This is a genomic window from Oerskovia enterophila, assembly GCF_001692445.1.
Classification (GTDB): domain Bacteria; phylum Actinomycetota; class Actinomycetes; order Actinomycetales; family Cellulomonadaceae; genus Oerskovia; species Oerskovia enterophila.
Genome location: NZ_MAQA01000004.1, coordinates 87,626 through 103,498 on the forward strand (window position 1 = coordinate 87,626; position 15,873 = coordinate 103,498).

Here is a 15,873-nt window from a genome sequence, read left to right on the forward strand (position 1 = left end):
ATTGTCCCCCAGCAGGAGGCCGCTCCCCCTGTCGTCCCATCGAATTCACCCAGATCGCCCTGAGGAGCCTTGTGCCCGACCGAGCCGCCGACGAACCCCTGGTGAGCGTCGTGCTCGCCACCAACCGCGGTGGTCCCTTCCTGGCCGAGGCACTGGCCTCGGTCGCTGCGCAGACGTACTCGCACGTCGAGCTCCTCGTGGTCGACGACGGATCTCCCGACCCGACCGAGATCCAGGGGCTCGTCGCGTCGGCCGGGCTCGGGACGGTCCTGCGGCTCGAGCCGTCAGGGGTGTCCGCCGCGCGCAACGCGGGGGTCCAGCGTTCGCGCGGCGACCTGCTCGCGTTCCTCGACGACGACGACCGCTGGCACCCCGACCGGCTGCGGCTGGCCGTCGAGGCGCTCGTGGGCCGCCCCGACGCCGTGATCGGCTACTGCGCGATGCGCACGATCGACCCCGCAGGGGAGCAGGTCGTGGCAGCGGACCAGCGCGCGGCGCGCGACGCGCGCGACGTCGTCCGGGGACGGACCGGCATCATGCTGCCGAACCTCGTGATGCGCCGGAGCGCGTTCGACGCCGTGGGCGGGTTCGACCCGGCGTACCGCCAGGGCGAGGACCTCGACCTGGTCCTCGCGGCCGCGACGCTCGGTCCGTTCGTCTTCGTCGACGCCGTCCTGGTCGACTACCGGTACCACCCCGGCAACACGACGCGGGCCTACCGCGATCTGGCGGCCGGGATACGCGTGATCCTGCGCGCCCGCCGCTCGCTCGCGCGATCTGCCGGCAGGACGGAGCTCGACGCCGCCTACCGTGACCGGTTGCGTGCCAACGACCGGTTCGCGGCGTGGAGCGCGGCGCGCGCAGCGCGGGCCGACCTGTCGGACCGCCGGTTCGGGGCGGCGGTCGGGCACGTCGTGTGGGCGGCGAGGTTCGCGCCGACGGCGCCGGTCGACTGGGCGCGCGAACGCGTGCGGCGGCTGGTGGACCGGGAGCGCTAGGAGCGCCCCCCGTTCCAGTGCGCGGGCGGGACGATCGGCGGGGCCGGCGGGACGTGCCCGAACCGCCACCCTGCACTCCAGCTCAGCCTCCAGACCAGGTCGGACAGGTCGCCGGGGCGCCGCACCGTGGACGCCTTGCGGAACGCCTTGCCGACGAACCCGACGCCACGCACGACGATCGTGCGTCCTCGACGTACGAGGGCAGCGAGGCGGTCCGCGGCGCCGCCCCGTGCACGGGTGGACGGGGCGTCCCCCGCAGCGGGGGCAGCGTCCGCGTCCGACGACGACGGGTCGCTGGGCTCGATCGACGCGTCCCCGAGGAGCAGCGAGTACCGCAGACTCAGCCAGCGCTCTCCCGCGCCGTACGCGAAGGACTGGCGGGCAATGTTCCGCAGGCCGTCCCGGCGCCGGACGTGCAGGACGACGTCCGGGACGAACACCAGGTCGTGCCCTGCGAGCTGGACCCTGATGCAGAAGTCGTCGTCCTCTGCCGTCCGCGCCCCCTCGAAGAACCCGCCCACCTCGTCGAAGACGGCCTTGCGCACGCCCATGTTCCCGGATCCGGCGGTCACGAACTGCTCCAACCCGGGCTTGACGGTCAACCGGTCGGTCTGCGCGGTCCAGGTCACCGACGACTTCAGGTCGCTGTTGAGCCGTGCGCCCTCGAAGGGGCCCGCGACGAACTCGTGCTCGCCGAGCGCTCGGTGGACCGCCTCGACCCAGCCGTCCGCGACCATGTCGTCGGCGTCGCAGAACGCGAGCGCTGACGCCCTCGCCTGGGCGACGGCGATGTTGCGCGCGGCGCTCGGGCCGCGGCGGGCGGACGCGTCGACCAGCCTCAGCTCGGGCATGCGCGCGGTCCACTCCTGGACGAGCCGCCGGGTGCCGTCGTTCGACCCGTTGTCGCTCACGATCACCTCCCAGGGCCAGGCAGGGCGTTGCGCGAGCAGCGCGCCCAGCTGGACCCCGAGGGTCGACTCGGCGTCGTACGCGGGGATGACGACCGAGAGCTCGGGGGGATCGCTCTCGCCGGGGTGTGCGCTCACGACGTTCGCATCCTCTCGCGGGCCATGCTCATCACGGGCTGGTAGCCGGACACGAGCTCGTGAGCCGTCATGGTCCGATAACCGTCCGCGGACAGGCGGTCGAGCACGAGCCCGAGAACCTCCGCACGGTCGAAGTCCGGGAAGACCTCGTCCTCGGCGAGCGTCTCCGGGTCGCCGCGGTCGTCGTGGAGGAGGAGCATGCTCCCCGGGAAGACCGTGGACAGCGCGCGGTCGGCGATGCGGGTCTCCTCGTCGTCGACCCAGTCGAACGCGTCCCCGGACCAGATCAGGACGTCGAGCCCCAGGCCGGCGATGCCGTGGGCCTGGCGGACCGTGTGCGCCCCGTACGGGGGGCGGAACGAGACGAGCGGTGCGGAGACGAGGGACTCGACCTCGTCCTTCGCGTCACGCACGTACCGCACGGCCTCGGTGTCGCCCATCGTCAGCAGCGACCTGTGGTCCTGTCCGTGGAGGGCCAGCTCGTGCCCCTCCGCGAGGATGCGTCGCGCGATCTCCGGGTGCGCCCGGACCTGCCGGGCGAGAGCGAAGAACGTCGCGGTCGCGCCGCGGGAGGCGAGCAGGTCGAGGAGACGAGGCGTGTGCTCGGGGTGCGGGCCGTCGTCGTACGTGATCGAGACGACGCGGTCCGTGGTGTTGACGCAGAACGTCCCCAGGGCGCGGGTCGCGAGACGGGGAAGCGGCAGGCGGGTGTAGGCGACCTCGGCGAAGCGACCGCCCACGGGTGGCGGGGTGCTCTCGATGTCGCGGCGGCGGACCACGATCCCGCGTGGCGGACGGCGGGTGGTGGCGCGGCCTGCGCCTTGCCGGGACTCGGCCATGGTCTGACCCTCTCTGGTCGTCCAGGACACGGACGGCGCCTGCGGACGTGCTGGTGGCGGTGCAGCGAATGCTACGGGACGGGCGCGACGGCGGTGAGGTGTCAGGTCCGGACCCCGTCGAGCGCCTCGAGCTTCGCGCGCGCATCGGGGGAGGTCGCGCTCGCGGCGACGAGCTGGGGCCGGAGCGCGTCGACCGCGTCCGCGAGGGTCACACCGAGCATGTGGTGGAAGGACCAGTCGTCCTCCGGGTCGAACGCCGGGTCGAGGCTCCGGTCCCGAGGGAGGGGGTCGTTGCCCGTGATGTCCCCGGAGTCCAGGAAGGGGATGCCAGGGGTCCGCGGCCCGAACGTCTCGAAGTCGGTCACGACGGGCCTGCCGTCGAGCAACCAGATGTTGTGGGGCTGCAGGTCGCCGTGCAGGTTTCCGGTGAGGTAGATCTCGAGCAGCACGTCCAGGGTCCAGGCCCCGAGCGCGACGCGCTCCTCGCGCGAGAGCTGCTGTCCGGCGACGTCGAGCCGCGCGTCGTCGGGCAGCCGTGGCACGGTGAATCCTCGCTTGTGCCACCTGACCACGGGCATGCGCCACGGCCGGTGACCGAACAGGTCTCCGGTGGCCTTCTCCGCGAGGAAGGCGTCCCTGCCGACCCGCGTGCGGGCGAAGTACTTGGAGACCGTGGGCCGTCCCTGGTGCGAGGTGTAGACGGTCACCGAGCGGTCCGTGGCCTTCACGAACGTCGCACCCACGGGGCTGCCGAAGATGTACACCATCCGCGCACGGTCGACGACGCGGTGCACGAACGAGCGCGGCGGCGGCCCTTCTTCCTGGACGGCAGGAATGCTCATGACGACTCCTCGACTCGGGTTGCGGTCGCGGACCCCCACGATCGATGACGGCAACGGTAGCCGGGAGCGCTCGGCGGGGTCCACGTCGAGGGGCCGGGTGAGCGGGCGAAATCCGCGCGGCTCGCCCGGTGGCGGTCAGGACAGACGATCCTTCAGGGCGTGGAACGCCGAGCGCAGACGGTGGTACGCACCGCGGACGACGCGCGACCTGCCGAGGGTCCGCGCGGCCCGGCTGCGCTTCGCGGACTGCCAGATCTCCGCGGTCGCGACCTTGAGCGGAGGGTCGGCGAGCACCGTGAGGCGGAAGCGCTCGAGGAACGCGACGTTCCGGTGCACCGCGGGGTCGACGGGCAGAGGGACCGTGAAGTCGTGACCCGCCAGGTAGCCGTCGAGCAGCGAGGCGGCGACCGCGTCGTCCGTGAGGTTGCGGGCGGTCTCCTCGGGCAGGCCGACCTGGAGCGCGAGGTCCGCCAACCGGGTCACGTAGGCGGGCTTGACGGCCGGCTTCTGCACCTTCGCGTGGTAGAGCAGGGAGAAGAGGTGGTCGTCGTGACGGGGGACGGCCACCAGGGTGTCGTGCCACTCGCGGCGGGCGAGGATCTCGCGCTGCCACTCGGTGTCGAGATATCCGTCGCCCACGTAGCGGGTGTCGAAGAAGACCTCCTCGCCTCCGACCGACGTGCGGAACTGCGCGCCCTCGGGCCCCGGATACACCTCGGTCGCGTTCAGCACGGCCGCGAGGTCGGTCTGGTCCCGGCACAGGACGTCGATCTCACGGTCGTCCTCGAGCGTCCCGGGCAGGTCCTCGAAGTTGCGCAGGACCACGTACTCGGAGGTGTGCCGCAGGACCCGGAAGAGCGTGTCGAGGCTCTCCCACCCGTCGCTGCCCACGAGGTCCTCGGCCAGGACCGAGATCTCCTCGACGGGAGCCTCCTTCGCCAGGACCTCGGCCAGCCGGTCGACCCCCAGGATCAGGGTCGCGTCCCGGAAGAACTCGCGGACGTTGTTGCTCGAGTGGATCCGGTACCCACCCGTGAGGTCGCGCCCGGCCCGCTTGACACGGGCGATGTTGACGTTGGTGAGCTCGACGTAGCCCGAGACGTTCTGCCGGTAGGAGTAGGCCGGCGCGTGGTCCTCGAGGACCAGCAGGAGGAACGGGCCGTCCCCGACCTCCTCGTGCTTGGGCGACGTCCCCCAGAGCGTCTGCCCGTAGAGGCGCTCGAAGTTGTTGACCATCTTCTCGGCGCTCCACCGCACCTCGACCTGCGCGAGCACCGTGAAGTCGGCGGCGACGAGATCGAGGATCTCCCGCTCGTGCTCACGGCCGCCCGACCACACGACCAGGAGCTGGAGGTCACGGTCCAGCTGGTGCCGGAACGCGTCGACCTCGGGCGTCCACCGGTACGTCAGCCGGGTCGGGTCGTAGGCGGTCACCGGGGTCCGGTCCGCGCGCTCGGTCTGCGCAGGGTCGAGGTCGGTGCCGGGACGGTTCATGGCGCGACAGTAACGCACACCTGGCGGTGATCGTCGGGGTTCGGCGCGCGGGAAGGTGCCTCTCGCCGGGTGAACTTCTGGGACCGACTATCGCCGGCTTCGGCCCCGATGGTTCGATGGGAGGTGGTGGCCGCTCCGGGGGCGCGCCGCGGGCAGTCGCCGCGGCGTGCGGACGCACCGCACGAGACTCCGGACAGGAACGAAGTAGATGGCACGCTCTGACGGATCTCACCGTCGACCCGCGACGGCTCGCCGCTCGGTGGTGCGGATCACCGCGCCGCTCCTGGTCGGTGCCCTCGTCCTCGCGACGGCCGGGTCGGTCGTCTCCGGTGACCTCCGCGCAGCCTCGGCAGCGGGCCCGGGGAACGTTCCCGTGACCACGGTCCAGGGCGACACCAGGGCCGAGGGCCGGGAGATCGGTGGCCTCGTCGGGCAGGACGTCGCCTCGAACTTCTCGGCGGACGGCGCAGGGCCCGAGACCCCGACGACGGTCGCGACGTCGCTGTGGTGGCGGTGGACCGCGCCCGAGTCGGGCCGGATCAGCTTCTCGACGAGCGGTAGCGAGCTCGACACCACGGTCGCCGTGCGTCGCGCTGCGGCACCGACGACCGTCGTCGCGTCCAACGACGACGACGGCGACGTCGCGACGTCGCAGGTGGCCTTCGACGCGGTCGCGGGCGAGGAGTACCTCGTCGAGGTCGGGACCAAGGCCGGTGAGCCCGGGCTCGTGACGTTGGCGTGGCAGACGCCGGCGCCCGCGGCCGACGCTGCGCCGAACGGGCCGAGCGCCCTGACCGCGGAGACGGCACTGACGACGACGGCCGTCCCGCTGAGCGGCAACACGGGCGAGAAGCCGCAGTCCAAGCTGTGGTTCGCGCACGACACCTGGTGGGCCGCGCTCGCCTCGACGAGCACCTCCCCCGCGGGGACGTGGGTGTGGCGCTACGACCTGACGGCCGGGACCTGGACCAACGTGGTGCGGATCTCGGACCGCACCGACGTGCGCGCGGACGTCAAGGTGGTGGGCGACGTCGCGCACGTGCTCCTCCACGGCCCGACGACGTCGCTCGTCTCGCTGGAGTACGTCGCCTCGTCGAACGCCTATCAGCCGTGGTCGCAGCGCACGACCGCGACCACGGTCTCGCTCCCCGGGAGCGAGACGGGGACCATCGACGTCGACTCGACGGGGCGGCTCTGGCTCGTCGCAGACACCAGCACGAGCATCCAGGCGCGCTACAGCGATGCGCCGTACACGACCTTCTCCGCCCCGGTCACCGTCGCCTCGGGCGTACTCGACGACGACATCGGCATGGTCACGGCTCTTCCCGGCGGCAAGATCGGGGTGCTCTGGTCCAACCAGAACACCAAGCGTTTCGGCTTCCGGACCCACGTCGACGGGACGAACCCGCAGACGTGGACAGCCGACGAGAAGCCCGCGCAGTCCTCTGCCCTGAACCTCGGTGACGGCATGGCCGACGACCACATGAACGTGGCGGTGGCGTCCGACGGCACCCTGTACGCCGCGGTCAAGACGTCGTACGACTCTCCGGGGTCGACCGTGATCGCGCTGCTCGTGCGTCGCGCCGGCGGCACGTGGGACCCGCTGTACGAGGTCGATCGTCTGGGTACGCGCCCGATCGTCGAGATCGACGAGGCCACGGGCCTCCTGCGAGTCGTCTACACGCACAGCGAGGTCCTCGACGACATCCTCGAGAAGGTGACCCCCCTCGACGCGATCTCCTTCTCCCAGAACGCCACCACGGTGCTCGACGGGACCTACAACAACGTCACGGGGGCCAAGCAGAACGTGCCCGGCGCGACGCTCGTCATGGCCGCCTCGAGCTCGACGGCGGGCACCGCGCGGCTGCCGTGGATCGACCCGCGTGGCCCGGTCGCCACGGCGGGCCTGACCGCGACGTCGGTCGGCGTCGCGGTGACGGGCACCCTCAAGGGCGCGTCGCCCGTGGGCGGTGCGCTGACGTTCGAGGTGGTTGCCGCTCCGGCGTCGGGCACGGTCGTGGTCACGAACCCCGCCACGGGGGCGTTCACGTACACGCCCGCCACCGGATACGTCGGGACCACGACCTTCACGTTCCGGGTCAAGGCGGGCTCGACGTGGTCGAACGTCGCGACCCAGACCGTGCGCGTGACCTCCGCTCCGGGGGTCCGCGGTACCTGGGAGCTCGACGAGGGCAGCGGGACGACGTCCGCCGACTCGTCCGGGTGGGCACAGACCGGCACGTTGTCGGGCGGCGCGACCTGGGTCGACGGCACCGACGGCAAGGCGGTCCGACTCGACGGGAACGCCGGCAAGGTGTCGGTCCCCGACTCCGAGGCGTTGGACGTGTCGTCGGCGTTGACGGTCTCGGCGTGGGTGCGTCCGGAGCGGCAGGCGACGCAGTACGTGGTGAAGAAGGCGGTGTCGGGGTCGTCCGACGGGTACGAGCTGGGGATCTCGAGCGCGGGGAAGCCGTTCTTGCGGGTCAACCAGAAGACGTCGGGGGACACGTTCCGGGTGAACGCGACGTCGGTGCTGCCGACGAACGGGAGCGCGTGGGTGCACCTGGCGGGGACCTTCGACGGTCAGCGGTTGCGGATCTACGTGGACGGCGTCGAGCAGGGTTCGATCGCGGGTCCGGCGTCGGTCGGGGTCAACACGCTGCCGTTGACGATCGGTGCGCAGCCCGACGGCCTGTACCCCTTCCAGGGGGCCGTCGACTCCGTGCGCCTCTCCGACCGTGCGCTGACCGCAGCCCAGATCACCGAGATCGTCCAGGGCGGTGGGCCTGTGCCCACGACCCCGGTCGCGACCGACGGGGCCTCCACGACCACGGCCGGTGCCGCGGTCTCGGGGACGCTCGCAGGGACCTCGCCGAGCGGGGGTGCGCTGACGTTCGAGGTGGTTGCCGCTCCGGCGTCGGGCACGGTGGTGGTCACGAACCCCGCCACGGGGGCGTTCACGTACACGCCGACCGCAGGTTTCGTCGGCGCTGACGCGTTCTCGTTCCGGGTCAAGGCGGGCTCGACGTGGTCGAACGTCGCGACCCAGAGCGTGCGGGTCACGGCCGTCGCAGGCACGCGGGGCACGTGGGAGCTCGACGAGGGCACGGGCGTCGTCGCCTCCGACTCGTCCGGGTGGGGATACCAGGGCGCTCTCTCCGGGGGGACGAGCTGGGTCACCGGGAAGTCGGGCAAGGCGGTCCGTCTCGACGGCTCGACCGGGCGCGTGTCCGTGGCGGACGCCGACGGGTTGGACGTGTCGTCGGCGTTGACGGTCTCGGCGTGGGTGCGTCCGGAGCGGCAGGCGACGCAGTACGTGGTGAAGAAGGCGGTGTCGGGGTCGTCCGACGGGTACGAGCTGGGGATCTCGAGCGCGGGGAAGCCGTTCTTGCGGGTCAACCAGAAGACGTCGGGGGACACGTTCCGGGTGAACGCGACGTCGGTGCTGCCGACGAACGGGAGCGCGTGGGTGCACCTGGCGGGGACCTTCGACGGTCAGCGGTTGCGGATCTACGTGGACGGCGTCGAGCAGGGTTCGATCGCGGGTCCGGCGTCGGTCGGGGTCAACACGCTGCCGTTGACGATCGGTGCGCAGCCCGACGGCCTGTACCCCTTCCAGGGGGCCGTCGACTCCGTGCGCCTCCTCGACCGTGCGCTGACCGCGGCGGAGGTCGCGTCGCTCCACGAGTCGGTCGAGCAGCCGGCCCTGCCGCCCGTCGCACAGGACGTCTCGGCGTCCACCACGGCCGGTGCCGCGGTCTCGGGGACGCTCGCGGGCAGCTCGCCGAGCGGGGGTGCGCTGACGTTCGAGGTGGTCGCCGCTCCGGCGTCGGGCACGGTCGTGGTCACGAACCCCGCCACGGGGGCCTTCACGTACACGCCCGCCGCCGGCTACGTCGGGACCACGACCTTCACGTTCCGCGTCGGCGCGAACGGGCTCTGGTCGTCCGTCGCCACGGCGAGGGTCCAGGTGACCCCGGCCGACGGCCTGCGCGGGGCCTGGGACCTCGAGGAGGGCACGGGGCTCGCCGCCGCGGACACGTCGGGCTGGGGCAACGTCGGAGCCCTGTCCGGAGGGACCACGTGGGTCACGGCCGGCGGTCGGTCCGCGGTGCGGTTCGACGGCGCGACGGGCAAGGTCTCGATCCCCGACGCGGACGCGCTCGACGTCTCGTCGGCCCTGACCGTCGCCGCCTGGGTACGGCCCGAGCAGGTCGCGACCCAGTACGTCGTCAAGAAGGCCTCACCGAGCGCGACCGACGGCTTCGAGCTGGGGCTGTCCAGCGCGGGCAAGGCCTTCCTCCGTCTCAACCAGGCGACGTCGGGGGACACCTACCGGGTCAACGCCACGTCGACGTACCCGTCGAACGGCACCACCTGGGTGCACCTCGTGGGGACGTACGACGGTCAACGCATGCGGCTGTACGTCGACGGTGTCGAGCAGGGGTCGGCCGCAGGCCCGGGGACCGTCGGGGTCAACACCCTGCCCCTGCTCCTGGGTGGGCAGCCCGGCGGCACGCTCCCGCTCAAGGGGGCCGTCGACGGCGTGCGGCTCTACGACCGTGCGTTGAGCGCTGCCGAGGTCGTCGCGCTCAGGACGCAGACTCCGCCGCCTGCCTGACGTCGCGGGTCGGGGGACGCTCTGCGCGGGTACGGCGCTCGTCCCTGGCCGTGCGCACCCGGACCGCGAGCACGCGTCGGCGCTGCCCCAGGGCCACGATCTCGCGGAGCAGCAGCTGCCCCGGCCAGCGTCCCAGCGCGGCCGTGAAGGACACCGTGCGCAGCCGCGAGGGGTAGAGCTCGTTCTGGTCGGGGTAGAGGGACGGGTGCATGCACGAGTCGAGCAGGTCGAGGTCGCCCTGGGCGGCGAACCGCTTGACCGTGAGCAGGCGCCCCAGGACGCCCGGCGCGTGCTGCGCCCCCTTCTCGGCATACTCGTCGTACCAGGCGAACAGCGTGCCTCCGGACCGGAGGAACGCGGCCATGTAGAAGGTCTCGCCCGCGGGCCGCAGGGCGAGCAGGGTCGCGCGCCCCGCGGCCGCGTGCGCACGGAAGACGTCCACGAACCACTCGGGTCCCTCGCGCAGCCGGGAGAAGCCGACCCCGTCGCGGTCCGGGTCGGCCTTCCAGGTCTCGAGCTCGAACCGGAGGAACTCGGCGGGGTCCTCGACGACGTCGAGCGTCAGGGAGTCGAGCTCGGCCGGGACGCCCGCAGCCTCCGTGAGGCGACGGGCCCGACGGCGGACGGCCTTGGCGCGCGACCTCGGGAGGTAGCCGAAGCTCCCCGGATCCTCGACCTCGGCGAAGCGGACCGCGGCCCGTTCGTCCCCGCCCCAGACGTGGAGCCTCGACCCCTCGTCCGCGAACGCCCGCTGGAGCGCGGCACCGCCCGGGCCGTCGCCCGAGACGAACGCCATCTCGATGCTCCCGCCGAGCTCGTGCGAGAACCGTCGGAAGGCCCGCACGAGGCCGGTAGCGGCTCGCCGGGTGTCGCCCTCGCGCAGGAGCGGGACGCCGAGCGAGGTGAACTGGTTGAGGATCGGTCCGTCGTTCGACGCGTGCCGGTGCGGCCAGCGGCGGTTCGCCGGGACCATCTCGTAGGGCATGAGCGCGAGCCACGTGCCGCCCGACTCGACGACCACCAGGCGCAGGGTGCGGTCCGGGTCGAAGTGCGCGGCGGTCGGGACCAGGAAGTCCGGCCCGTAGAACACGTTGGGCTCGGCGGCGTGGTCGGCGAGGTCTCTCCAGCGGGAGACGTCCTCGGGGCCGAGCGTGGAGACTGCGGCGAGGCGGACGGACAGGCGGGGCGAGTCGTTCGAAGGCATGGGTTCCCGTTCGAGGAGGCGGCGCGAAGAGGCCGCACGGCGGAGCGAGCCCTTGCGGGCTGCACGGGGGAGTGGCGGGGGCGAGAGAAGATCCTCGATCGACCCGAGGAGGGAGGAGAGGAGGTGTCAGCGAACCGTCGGGAAGCCCGACGGCGGGCCCTCACCGGGGTGCTCGAAGCCGAGCTCTGGCCCGAGGTAGGTGGTGCGTCGAAGGAACTCGGGATCGGCCGGTGCGGGGTCGGACGACGCATCGGTCCAGGCCCTGCCGGTGTGTCCCAGCGTCGCGGCCAGGATCCCGCGGTCGTTCCATGCCATGGTCGGGCGCCCTTCACGGGAGGTCGTTCCGATCATGACGCGTTCTCCGGCGTCTCGCGAGGCGTGCCCACGACGCGAGCACGCAGCCGGCGCAATGTCGGCACCGAGCGCACCAGGAGGCGCGGGAGGAGGCCGCGGGTCGCGAGCACGACCCCGACCAGCGTCCGCCGGTCCCGGTACAGACCGCTCGGACCGACGTTCTTGGGGTGCAGGCACGGGTCGAAACGGTCCGCGGTCGTCCTTCCCAGGACGAACTCCTGCTCCATGACCCGACCGATCACCCCGGGGCTGAACTTCGCGAACCGTTCGTCGTAGGTGTCCATCAGGGAGTAGAGAGACCCGCCCGCGCCCAGGAGCAAGGACATGTACACGACGTCCTCTCCTGCCGTCAGCGTCAGCAGGCGGAGGTTCTTGCGTTCGCGGAGCCCGTCGGTGACGTCGGTGAACCACTCGACCGCGCCCGGGGTCACCTCGAGGGCGCCGCCGTCCTGGTCGACGTCCCCCTTCCAGCCGGCGGCCTCCAGCGCGACGAAGGTCTCGAACGCGCGCGGGTCGTCCCCGCGGTCCTCCATGACGAGAGAGGATCCCGTGGCCTCCTCGAGGCGACGGGTCAGACGCTCGACCTGCTTGCGCTTGGAGCGGCTCAGGGCGTCCCGCGGGGCGGGCGCATCGCTCGCACGGTCGAGGAAGGCCCGTTCGAACCGGGATCGCTCGAGCATCGGGACCCCGGCGCGTCGGCACGCGTCGTGGAGCGCCTCGTGGAGCGCGCCGTTCCCCGGGAGGAGCGTGATCTCGACGAGCGGAGGCACGCCGTTGCGCCGGTCCGCGAGGAAGCCGAGCAGCCCGTCGAGCGCGACGGTCGCCTGCTCCGTGTCGACCAGCGGCGCGCACAGCGGCGCGTCGTCCTTGAGGAACGCACCCGCGGTGGTCGCGTACCGCAGGGGCGTCCCGTGGAAGCGGTCCTCGCGGCTGAGGGGGAGCAGGGCGATCATGCGGTCGTCTCGCTCGACGACGAGGAGCAGGATGCCCGAGGTGCGGGTGAGCCACCGGGACGCGGAGAGCAGGTAGGCGGGGGACAGGAAGGGGTTGGGCTCGAGCGCACGGTCGACCAGGTCGGCCCACCGTCCGGCCTCGGCCGGGGTGACGTCGCTGAGCCGCACGAGGCGGGAGGTCACGGGGCTCATGCGCTCGCCCCGGGTGTCCGTGCGCGGGCGCTCCCGAGCGCCGCGTCCAGCCGGGTGCGAGCCCGGGACCAGTCCATGTCGTGGGCGCGCGCGGCCCCGGCACTCTTGGACCGCGCGAGCAACGAGTCGTCGTCCGCGAGGGCGGCCAGCGCCTGCGAGAGCGCGCGGACGTCGTCGGGCGCGACGAGGATGCCCGCTGGTCCGACGGCCTCGGGGATGCCTCCGATGTCCGAGGCGACGACCGCAGCACCCGCGGCCATCCCCTCGAGCGCGGTGAGCGCGAAGGGCTCTGCCCAGCGCGACGGGACGACGACGACGTCGGCGGTCTGCAGGACCTCGCGGGCCTCGGCGCGCGGGAGGAAGCCCGTGAACGTCACGGGGCCGACCGCGCCGGACGCACGGCGTCGCAGGTCCTTCTCGTGGGGCGTCAGGGGGGCCGCGGCGTCGAAGCCCGCGGAGCCGACGACCGTGAGCCGCACGTCGTCGCGCGCGAGGGCACGGACCGCGTCCACGAGGACGTCGGCCCCCTTGTCGGGGATCGTGCGGCCGACGAAGACCACGTGCAGGCGATCGCCCCGAGGTCGTGGCCGGACCGGAGGGGGAGCGGGGGCGTCGACCCCGTTGTGCACGACGACGACACGGTCCTGGAGCGAGCGTGGGAGCAACGACGTCGTCTCGTCGGCCAGGAACTCGCTGACGCAGACGATGCGGTAGACCTGGCCGAGCGCGCGTGCCAGCTCGCGGTGCCCGTAGGAGCGCAGGAGCTGGTTGTGCGCGTACAGGACCGGGACGTGCCGCGACGCGTCGACGAGCGGGACGAGCTGGGGGGCGTTGTGCGCCAGGACGAACGACGGAGCCCAGGACGCCTGGTCCTGGACGGTGGCCGCGAACGCGCGGCGGGCGCCGAACCGGGGGAGGCCCACGCGCGACGACGCGGCGTCCAGGTAGCGGTCCGCGCGCCGCGCCGAGACCTGGGGGTACTCGACGACGTCCACGCCGGGATAGCGGTCCGGGTACGTCCCACGGGCCACGACGACCGACGACGGCGCGGACCCTGCGGACGCGCCGCGGACCAGGCCGTCCACGACGGTGGGTACAGCGCTGCCGGTCCTCGGGGAGTAGTGGTCGCCCGGCGTGATGACGTGGACGTACGGCCGGTCGACCGCGTCCGTGGATCGCTGCATCGAGATCCCTCCTGGCGGGCTCAGATCACGTCGGCGAAGCCACGCTCGAGCTTCTGGAAGATCAGCGCGCCGCCCGTGAAGGCGAGCCCCGACACCACGACCAGGGCGACCACCTGCCACGCCTCGGGGGCCGCCTGCCCGAGCAGCGACCAGCGGAAGCCTTCGAGCAGCCACGTGAGCGGGTTGATGTTGAAGATCCACAGCAGGTTCGCCGGGACGGCCTCCAACGAGTACGCGACGGGGGTCGCGTACATGAGGATCTGGACGACCCAGGGCAGGGCGTACCCGACGTCGCGGTACTTGACCATGACGGCCGAGCTCGCTACCCCGATCGCGGCGCCCAGCAGCACGGCCAGCAGCGTCCAGAACGGCAGGAGCAGGATGGGCCAGCCGGGGTTGATCCCGTAGACGAACAGCAGGATCACGAACAGCCCGAACGCGACGGCGTAGTCCACGAGGACCGCGAGGATCGTCGAGAGCGGCACGAGCATGCGCGGGAAGAAGACCTTCGACACGAGCGACTGGTTCGCCACGAGCGAGGACGACGAGCGGCTCGCGACGCCGCTGAACACGTTCCACGCGAGCTGGCCCGCGAAGGCGAAGATGAAGTACGGGACGCCGTTGCTCGGCAGGTCCGCCACCTGACCGAACACGATCGCGAAGATCCCGGCCGCGGCGAGCGGCTGCAGGATGACCCAGGCGACGCCGATCACGGTCTGCCGGTAGCGCAGCAGGACGTCGCGCCGACCGAAGCTGATGAGGACCTCGCGGGCCTCCCACAGCTCCTTGACCGACGGCAGGTCCCACCGCCCGGGCGGGGTGATCACGGTCTTGCTCATCGTCACCACCTCTCGTACTGGAAGTCGGCCAGGACCATGCCGTGGGTCAGCGCCTCGTCGGACGTGACCTCGGGGTACGGCGGGTTGGGCAGGACCTCGAAGGCCCCCGCGCCCTCCCAGGCGTCGAGGATGCCGGTCTTGCACACGTACAGGTCGTACGTGTACTTGCCCGGCTTGAGCCACAGGTCCTTGATGGTCAGTGCGCCGCGCTGCGGGACGGTCGGGTCGAGCCACAGGCCGACGAGGCGCGAGTCGCACTGGACGACGATGTTGCCGTTCATGTCGTTGACGTGGCACGAGACGAAGTAGCTGCCGACGAGGTCCGGGTTGGCGTTCACCGCGAACTCGATGACCTTGTCCTCGGTGGGCTCCATGGTCTCCTCGGCGATCGACGCCTCGGTGAAGCGGAGCTCGCCGGTGCCGGCACGTCGGGACGCGTCCTGCTGGGCGACGTGGAAGCTCGTGAAGCTGTTGCGGTACTCCGCGAGGGCGTCCTCGACGTTGCCCGCGTAGGTGAGCTTGCCCTGGTCGAGGTAGATCGCCCGGGTGCACAACGCGGAGACCGTCTGCGCCTGGTGGCTCACGTACAGCACCGTGCGACCGTCGCGCGCGACGTCGCGCATCTTGGCGAGCGACTTGGCCTGGAACTCGGCGTCGCCGACCGCGAGGACCTCGTCGATCGCGAGGATCTCGGTCTCGAGGTGCGCGGCGACCGCGAACGCGAGGCGCACGTACATGCCCGACGAGTAGCGCTTGACCGGGGTCTCGAGGAACTTCTCGACCCCCGAGAAGTCCACGATCTCGTCGAACCGGCGCTGGATCTCCTTGCGCCGCATGCCGAGCAGCGTGCCGTTGAGGTAGACGTTCTCCCGTCCCGTGAGCTCGGGGTGGAAGCCGGTGCCGACCTCGAGCAGGCTGCCCACCCGGCCGCCCAGCTCGATGCGGCCCGCCGACGGTGCGGTGATCCGGGTCAGGAGCTTGAGGAGCGTGCTCTTGCCCGCACCGTTGCGCCCGATGATGCCCAGGGCCTCGCCCCACGGAACCTCGAAGCTGACGTCCTTGAGCGCCTCGAAGTCCTCGAACTCGGGCTTGTGCAGCGGGTGCTTGACCCGGTTGATGACAGCCTCGGCAGCGGTCGTCGGCCGGAAGCCGCTCTTCGCGATGCGGTAGGACTTGCCCAGGCCCTTCACGGCAACAGCGGGATCCGCCACGGTGTCCCCTTCGGCATGGTGTCCGCGCGATGCGGATCGTGTGGTGGTCGGAGGAGTCTCGACCGGTGAGAACCGGGCCTTCTACGACACGGGCAC

Annotated in this window: 12 protein-coding genes; 2 read left to right on the forward strand and 10 right to left on the reverse strand. The window is 72.0% G+C overall.

The annotated features are described in order from the left end of the window. The first annotated feature begins 71 nt into the window (after positions 1-71). Positions 72-998, forward strand: coding sequence for a glycosyltransferase family 2 protein (locus OERS_RS02930; protein ID WP_068624305.1), 927 nt, complete (start codon positions 72-74; stop codon positions 996-998). On the opposite strand, the gene OERS_RS02935 is transcribed toward OERS_RS02930, so the two are convergent. The 4 genes from OERS_RS02935 to OERS_RS02950 form a co-directional block, all read right to left on the reverse strand. Then, positions 995-2,044 (reverse strand): glycosyltransferase family 2 protein, encoded by a 1,050-nt coding sequence (locus OERS_RS02935; RefSeq protein ID WP_068624307.1) that lies wholly within the window; start codon positions 2,042-2,044, stop codon positions 995-997. The genes OERS_RS02930 and OERS_RS02935 overlap by 4 nt on opposite strands. Continuing rightward, the gene (locus OERS_RS02940; RefSeq protein WP_082848820.1) at positions 2,041-2,883 is read right to left on the reverse strand and encodes a polysaccharide deacetylase family protein; all 843 of its coding nucleotides are present in this window, start codon (positions 2,881-2,883) and stop codon (positions 2,041-2,043) included. The genes OERS_RS02935 and OERS_RS02940 overlap by 4 nt, the downstream gene beginning before the upstream one ends. 101 nt (positions 2,884-2,984) lie before the next feature. Next, positions 2,985-3,725 carry a BUD32 family EKC/KEOPS complex subunit gene (locus OERS_RS02945; protein ID WP_068707768.1) on the reverse strand — a complete coding sequence of 247 codons (741 nt, stop codon included), beginning with the start codon at positions 3,723-3,725 and terminating at the stop codon, positions 2,985-2,987. Between the two features lie 135 nt (positions 3,726-3,860). Continuing rightward, the gene (locus tag OERS_RS02950; RefSeq protein ID WP_068624313.1) at positions 3,861-5,219 is read right to left on the reverse strand and encodes a hypothetical protein; all 1,359 of its coding nucleotides are present in this window, start codon (positions 5,217-5,219) and stop codon (positions 3,861-3,863) included. A 208-nt stretch (positions 5,220-5,427) separates the two neighbouring features. Here OERS_RS02950 and OERS_RS02955 point away from each other — a divergent pair, with 208 nt between their 5' ends. Further along, positions 5,428-9,840 (forward strand): LamG-like jellyroll fold domain-containing protein, encoded by a 4,413-nt coding sequence (locus OERS_RS02955; protein ID WP_139107666.1) that lies wholly within the window; start codon positions 5,428-5,430, stop codon positions 9,838-9,840. Here OERS_RS02955 and OERS_RS02960 read toward each other — a convergent pair. The 6 genes from OERS_RS02960 to OERS_RS02985 form a co-directional block, all read right to left on the reverse strand. After that, on the reverse strand, positions 9,812-11,044 hold the full coding sequence (locus OERS_RS02960; RefSeq protein WP_068624317.1) for a GNAT family N-acetyltransferase: 1,233 nt from the start codon (positions 11,042-11,044) through the stop codon (positions 9,812-9,814). The genes OERS_RS02955 and OERS_RS02960 overlap by 29 nt on opposite strands. A 126-nt stretch (positions 11,045-11,170) precedes the next feature. Beyond that, positions 11,171-11,395 (reverse strand): hypothetical protein, encoded by a 225-nt coding sequence (locus tag OERS_RS02965; RefSeq protein ID WP_139107667.1) that lies wholly within the window; start codon positions 11,393-11,395, stop codon positions 11,171-11,173. Then, positions 11,392-12,543, reverse strand: coding sequence for a GNAT family N-acetyltransferase (locus OERS_RS02970; RefSeq protein ID WP_139107668.1), 1,152 nt, complete (start codon positions 12,541-12,543; stop codon positions 11,392-11,394). Before OERS_RS02970 ends, OERS_RS02965 begins: the two co-directional genes overlap by 4 nt. After that, positions 12,540-13,727 (reverse strand): glycosyltransferase family 4 protein, encoded by a 1,188-nt coding sequence (locus OERS_RS02975; protein WP_068624322.1) that lies wholly within the window; start codon positions 13,725-13,727, stop codon positions 12,540-12,542. Before OERS_RS02975 ends, OERS_RS02970 begins: the two co-directional genes overlap by 4 nt. A gap of 20 nt (positions 13,728-13,747) precedes the next feature. Then, positions 13,748-14,566 carry an ABC transporter permease gene (locus OERS_RS02980; RefSeq protein ID WP_056764177.1) on the reverse strand — a complete coding sequence of 273 codons (819 nt, stop codon included), beginning with the start codon at positions 14,564-14,566 and terminating at the stop codon, positions 13,748-13,750. A 2-nt stretch (positions 14,567-14,568) separates the two neighbouring features. Beyond that, positions 14,569-15,777, reverse strand: a complete 1,209-nt coding sequence (locus OERS_RS02985; RefSeq protein WP_082618494.1) for an ABC transporter ATP-binding protein — start codon at positions 15,775-15,777, stop codon at positions 14,569-14,571. Positions 15,778-15,873: the final 96 nt, after the last annotated feature.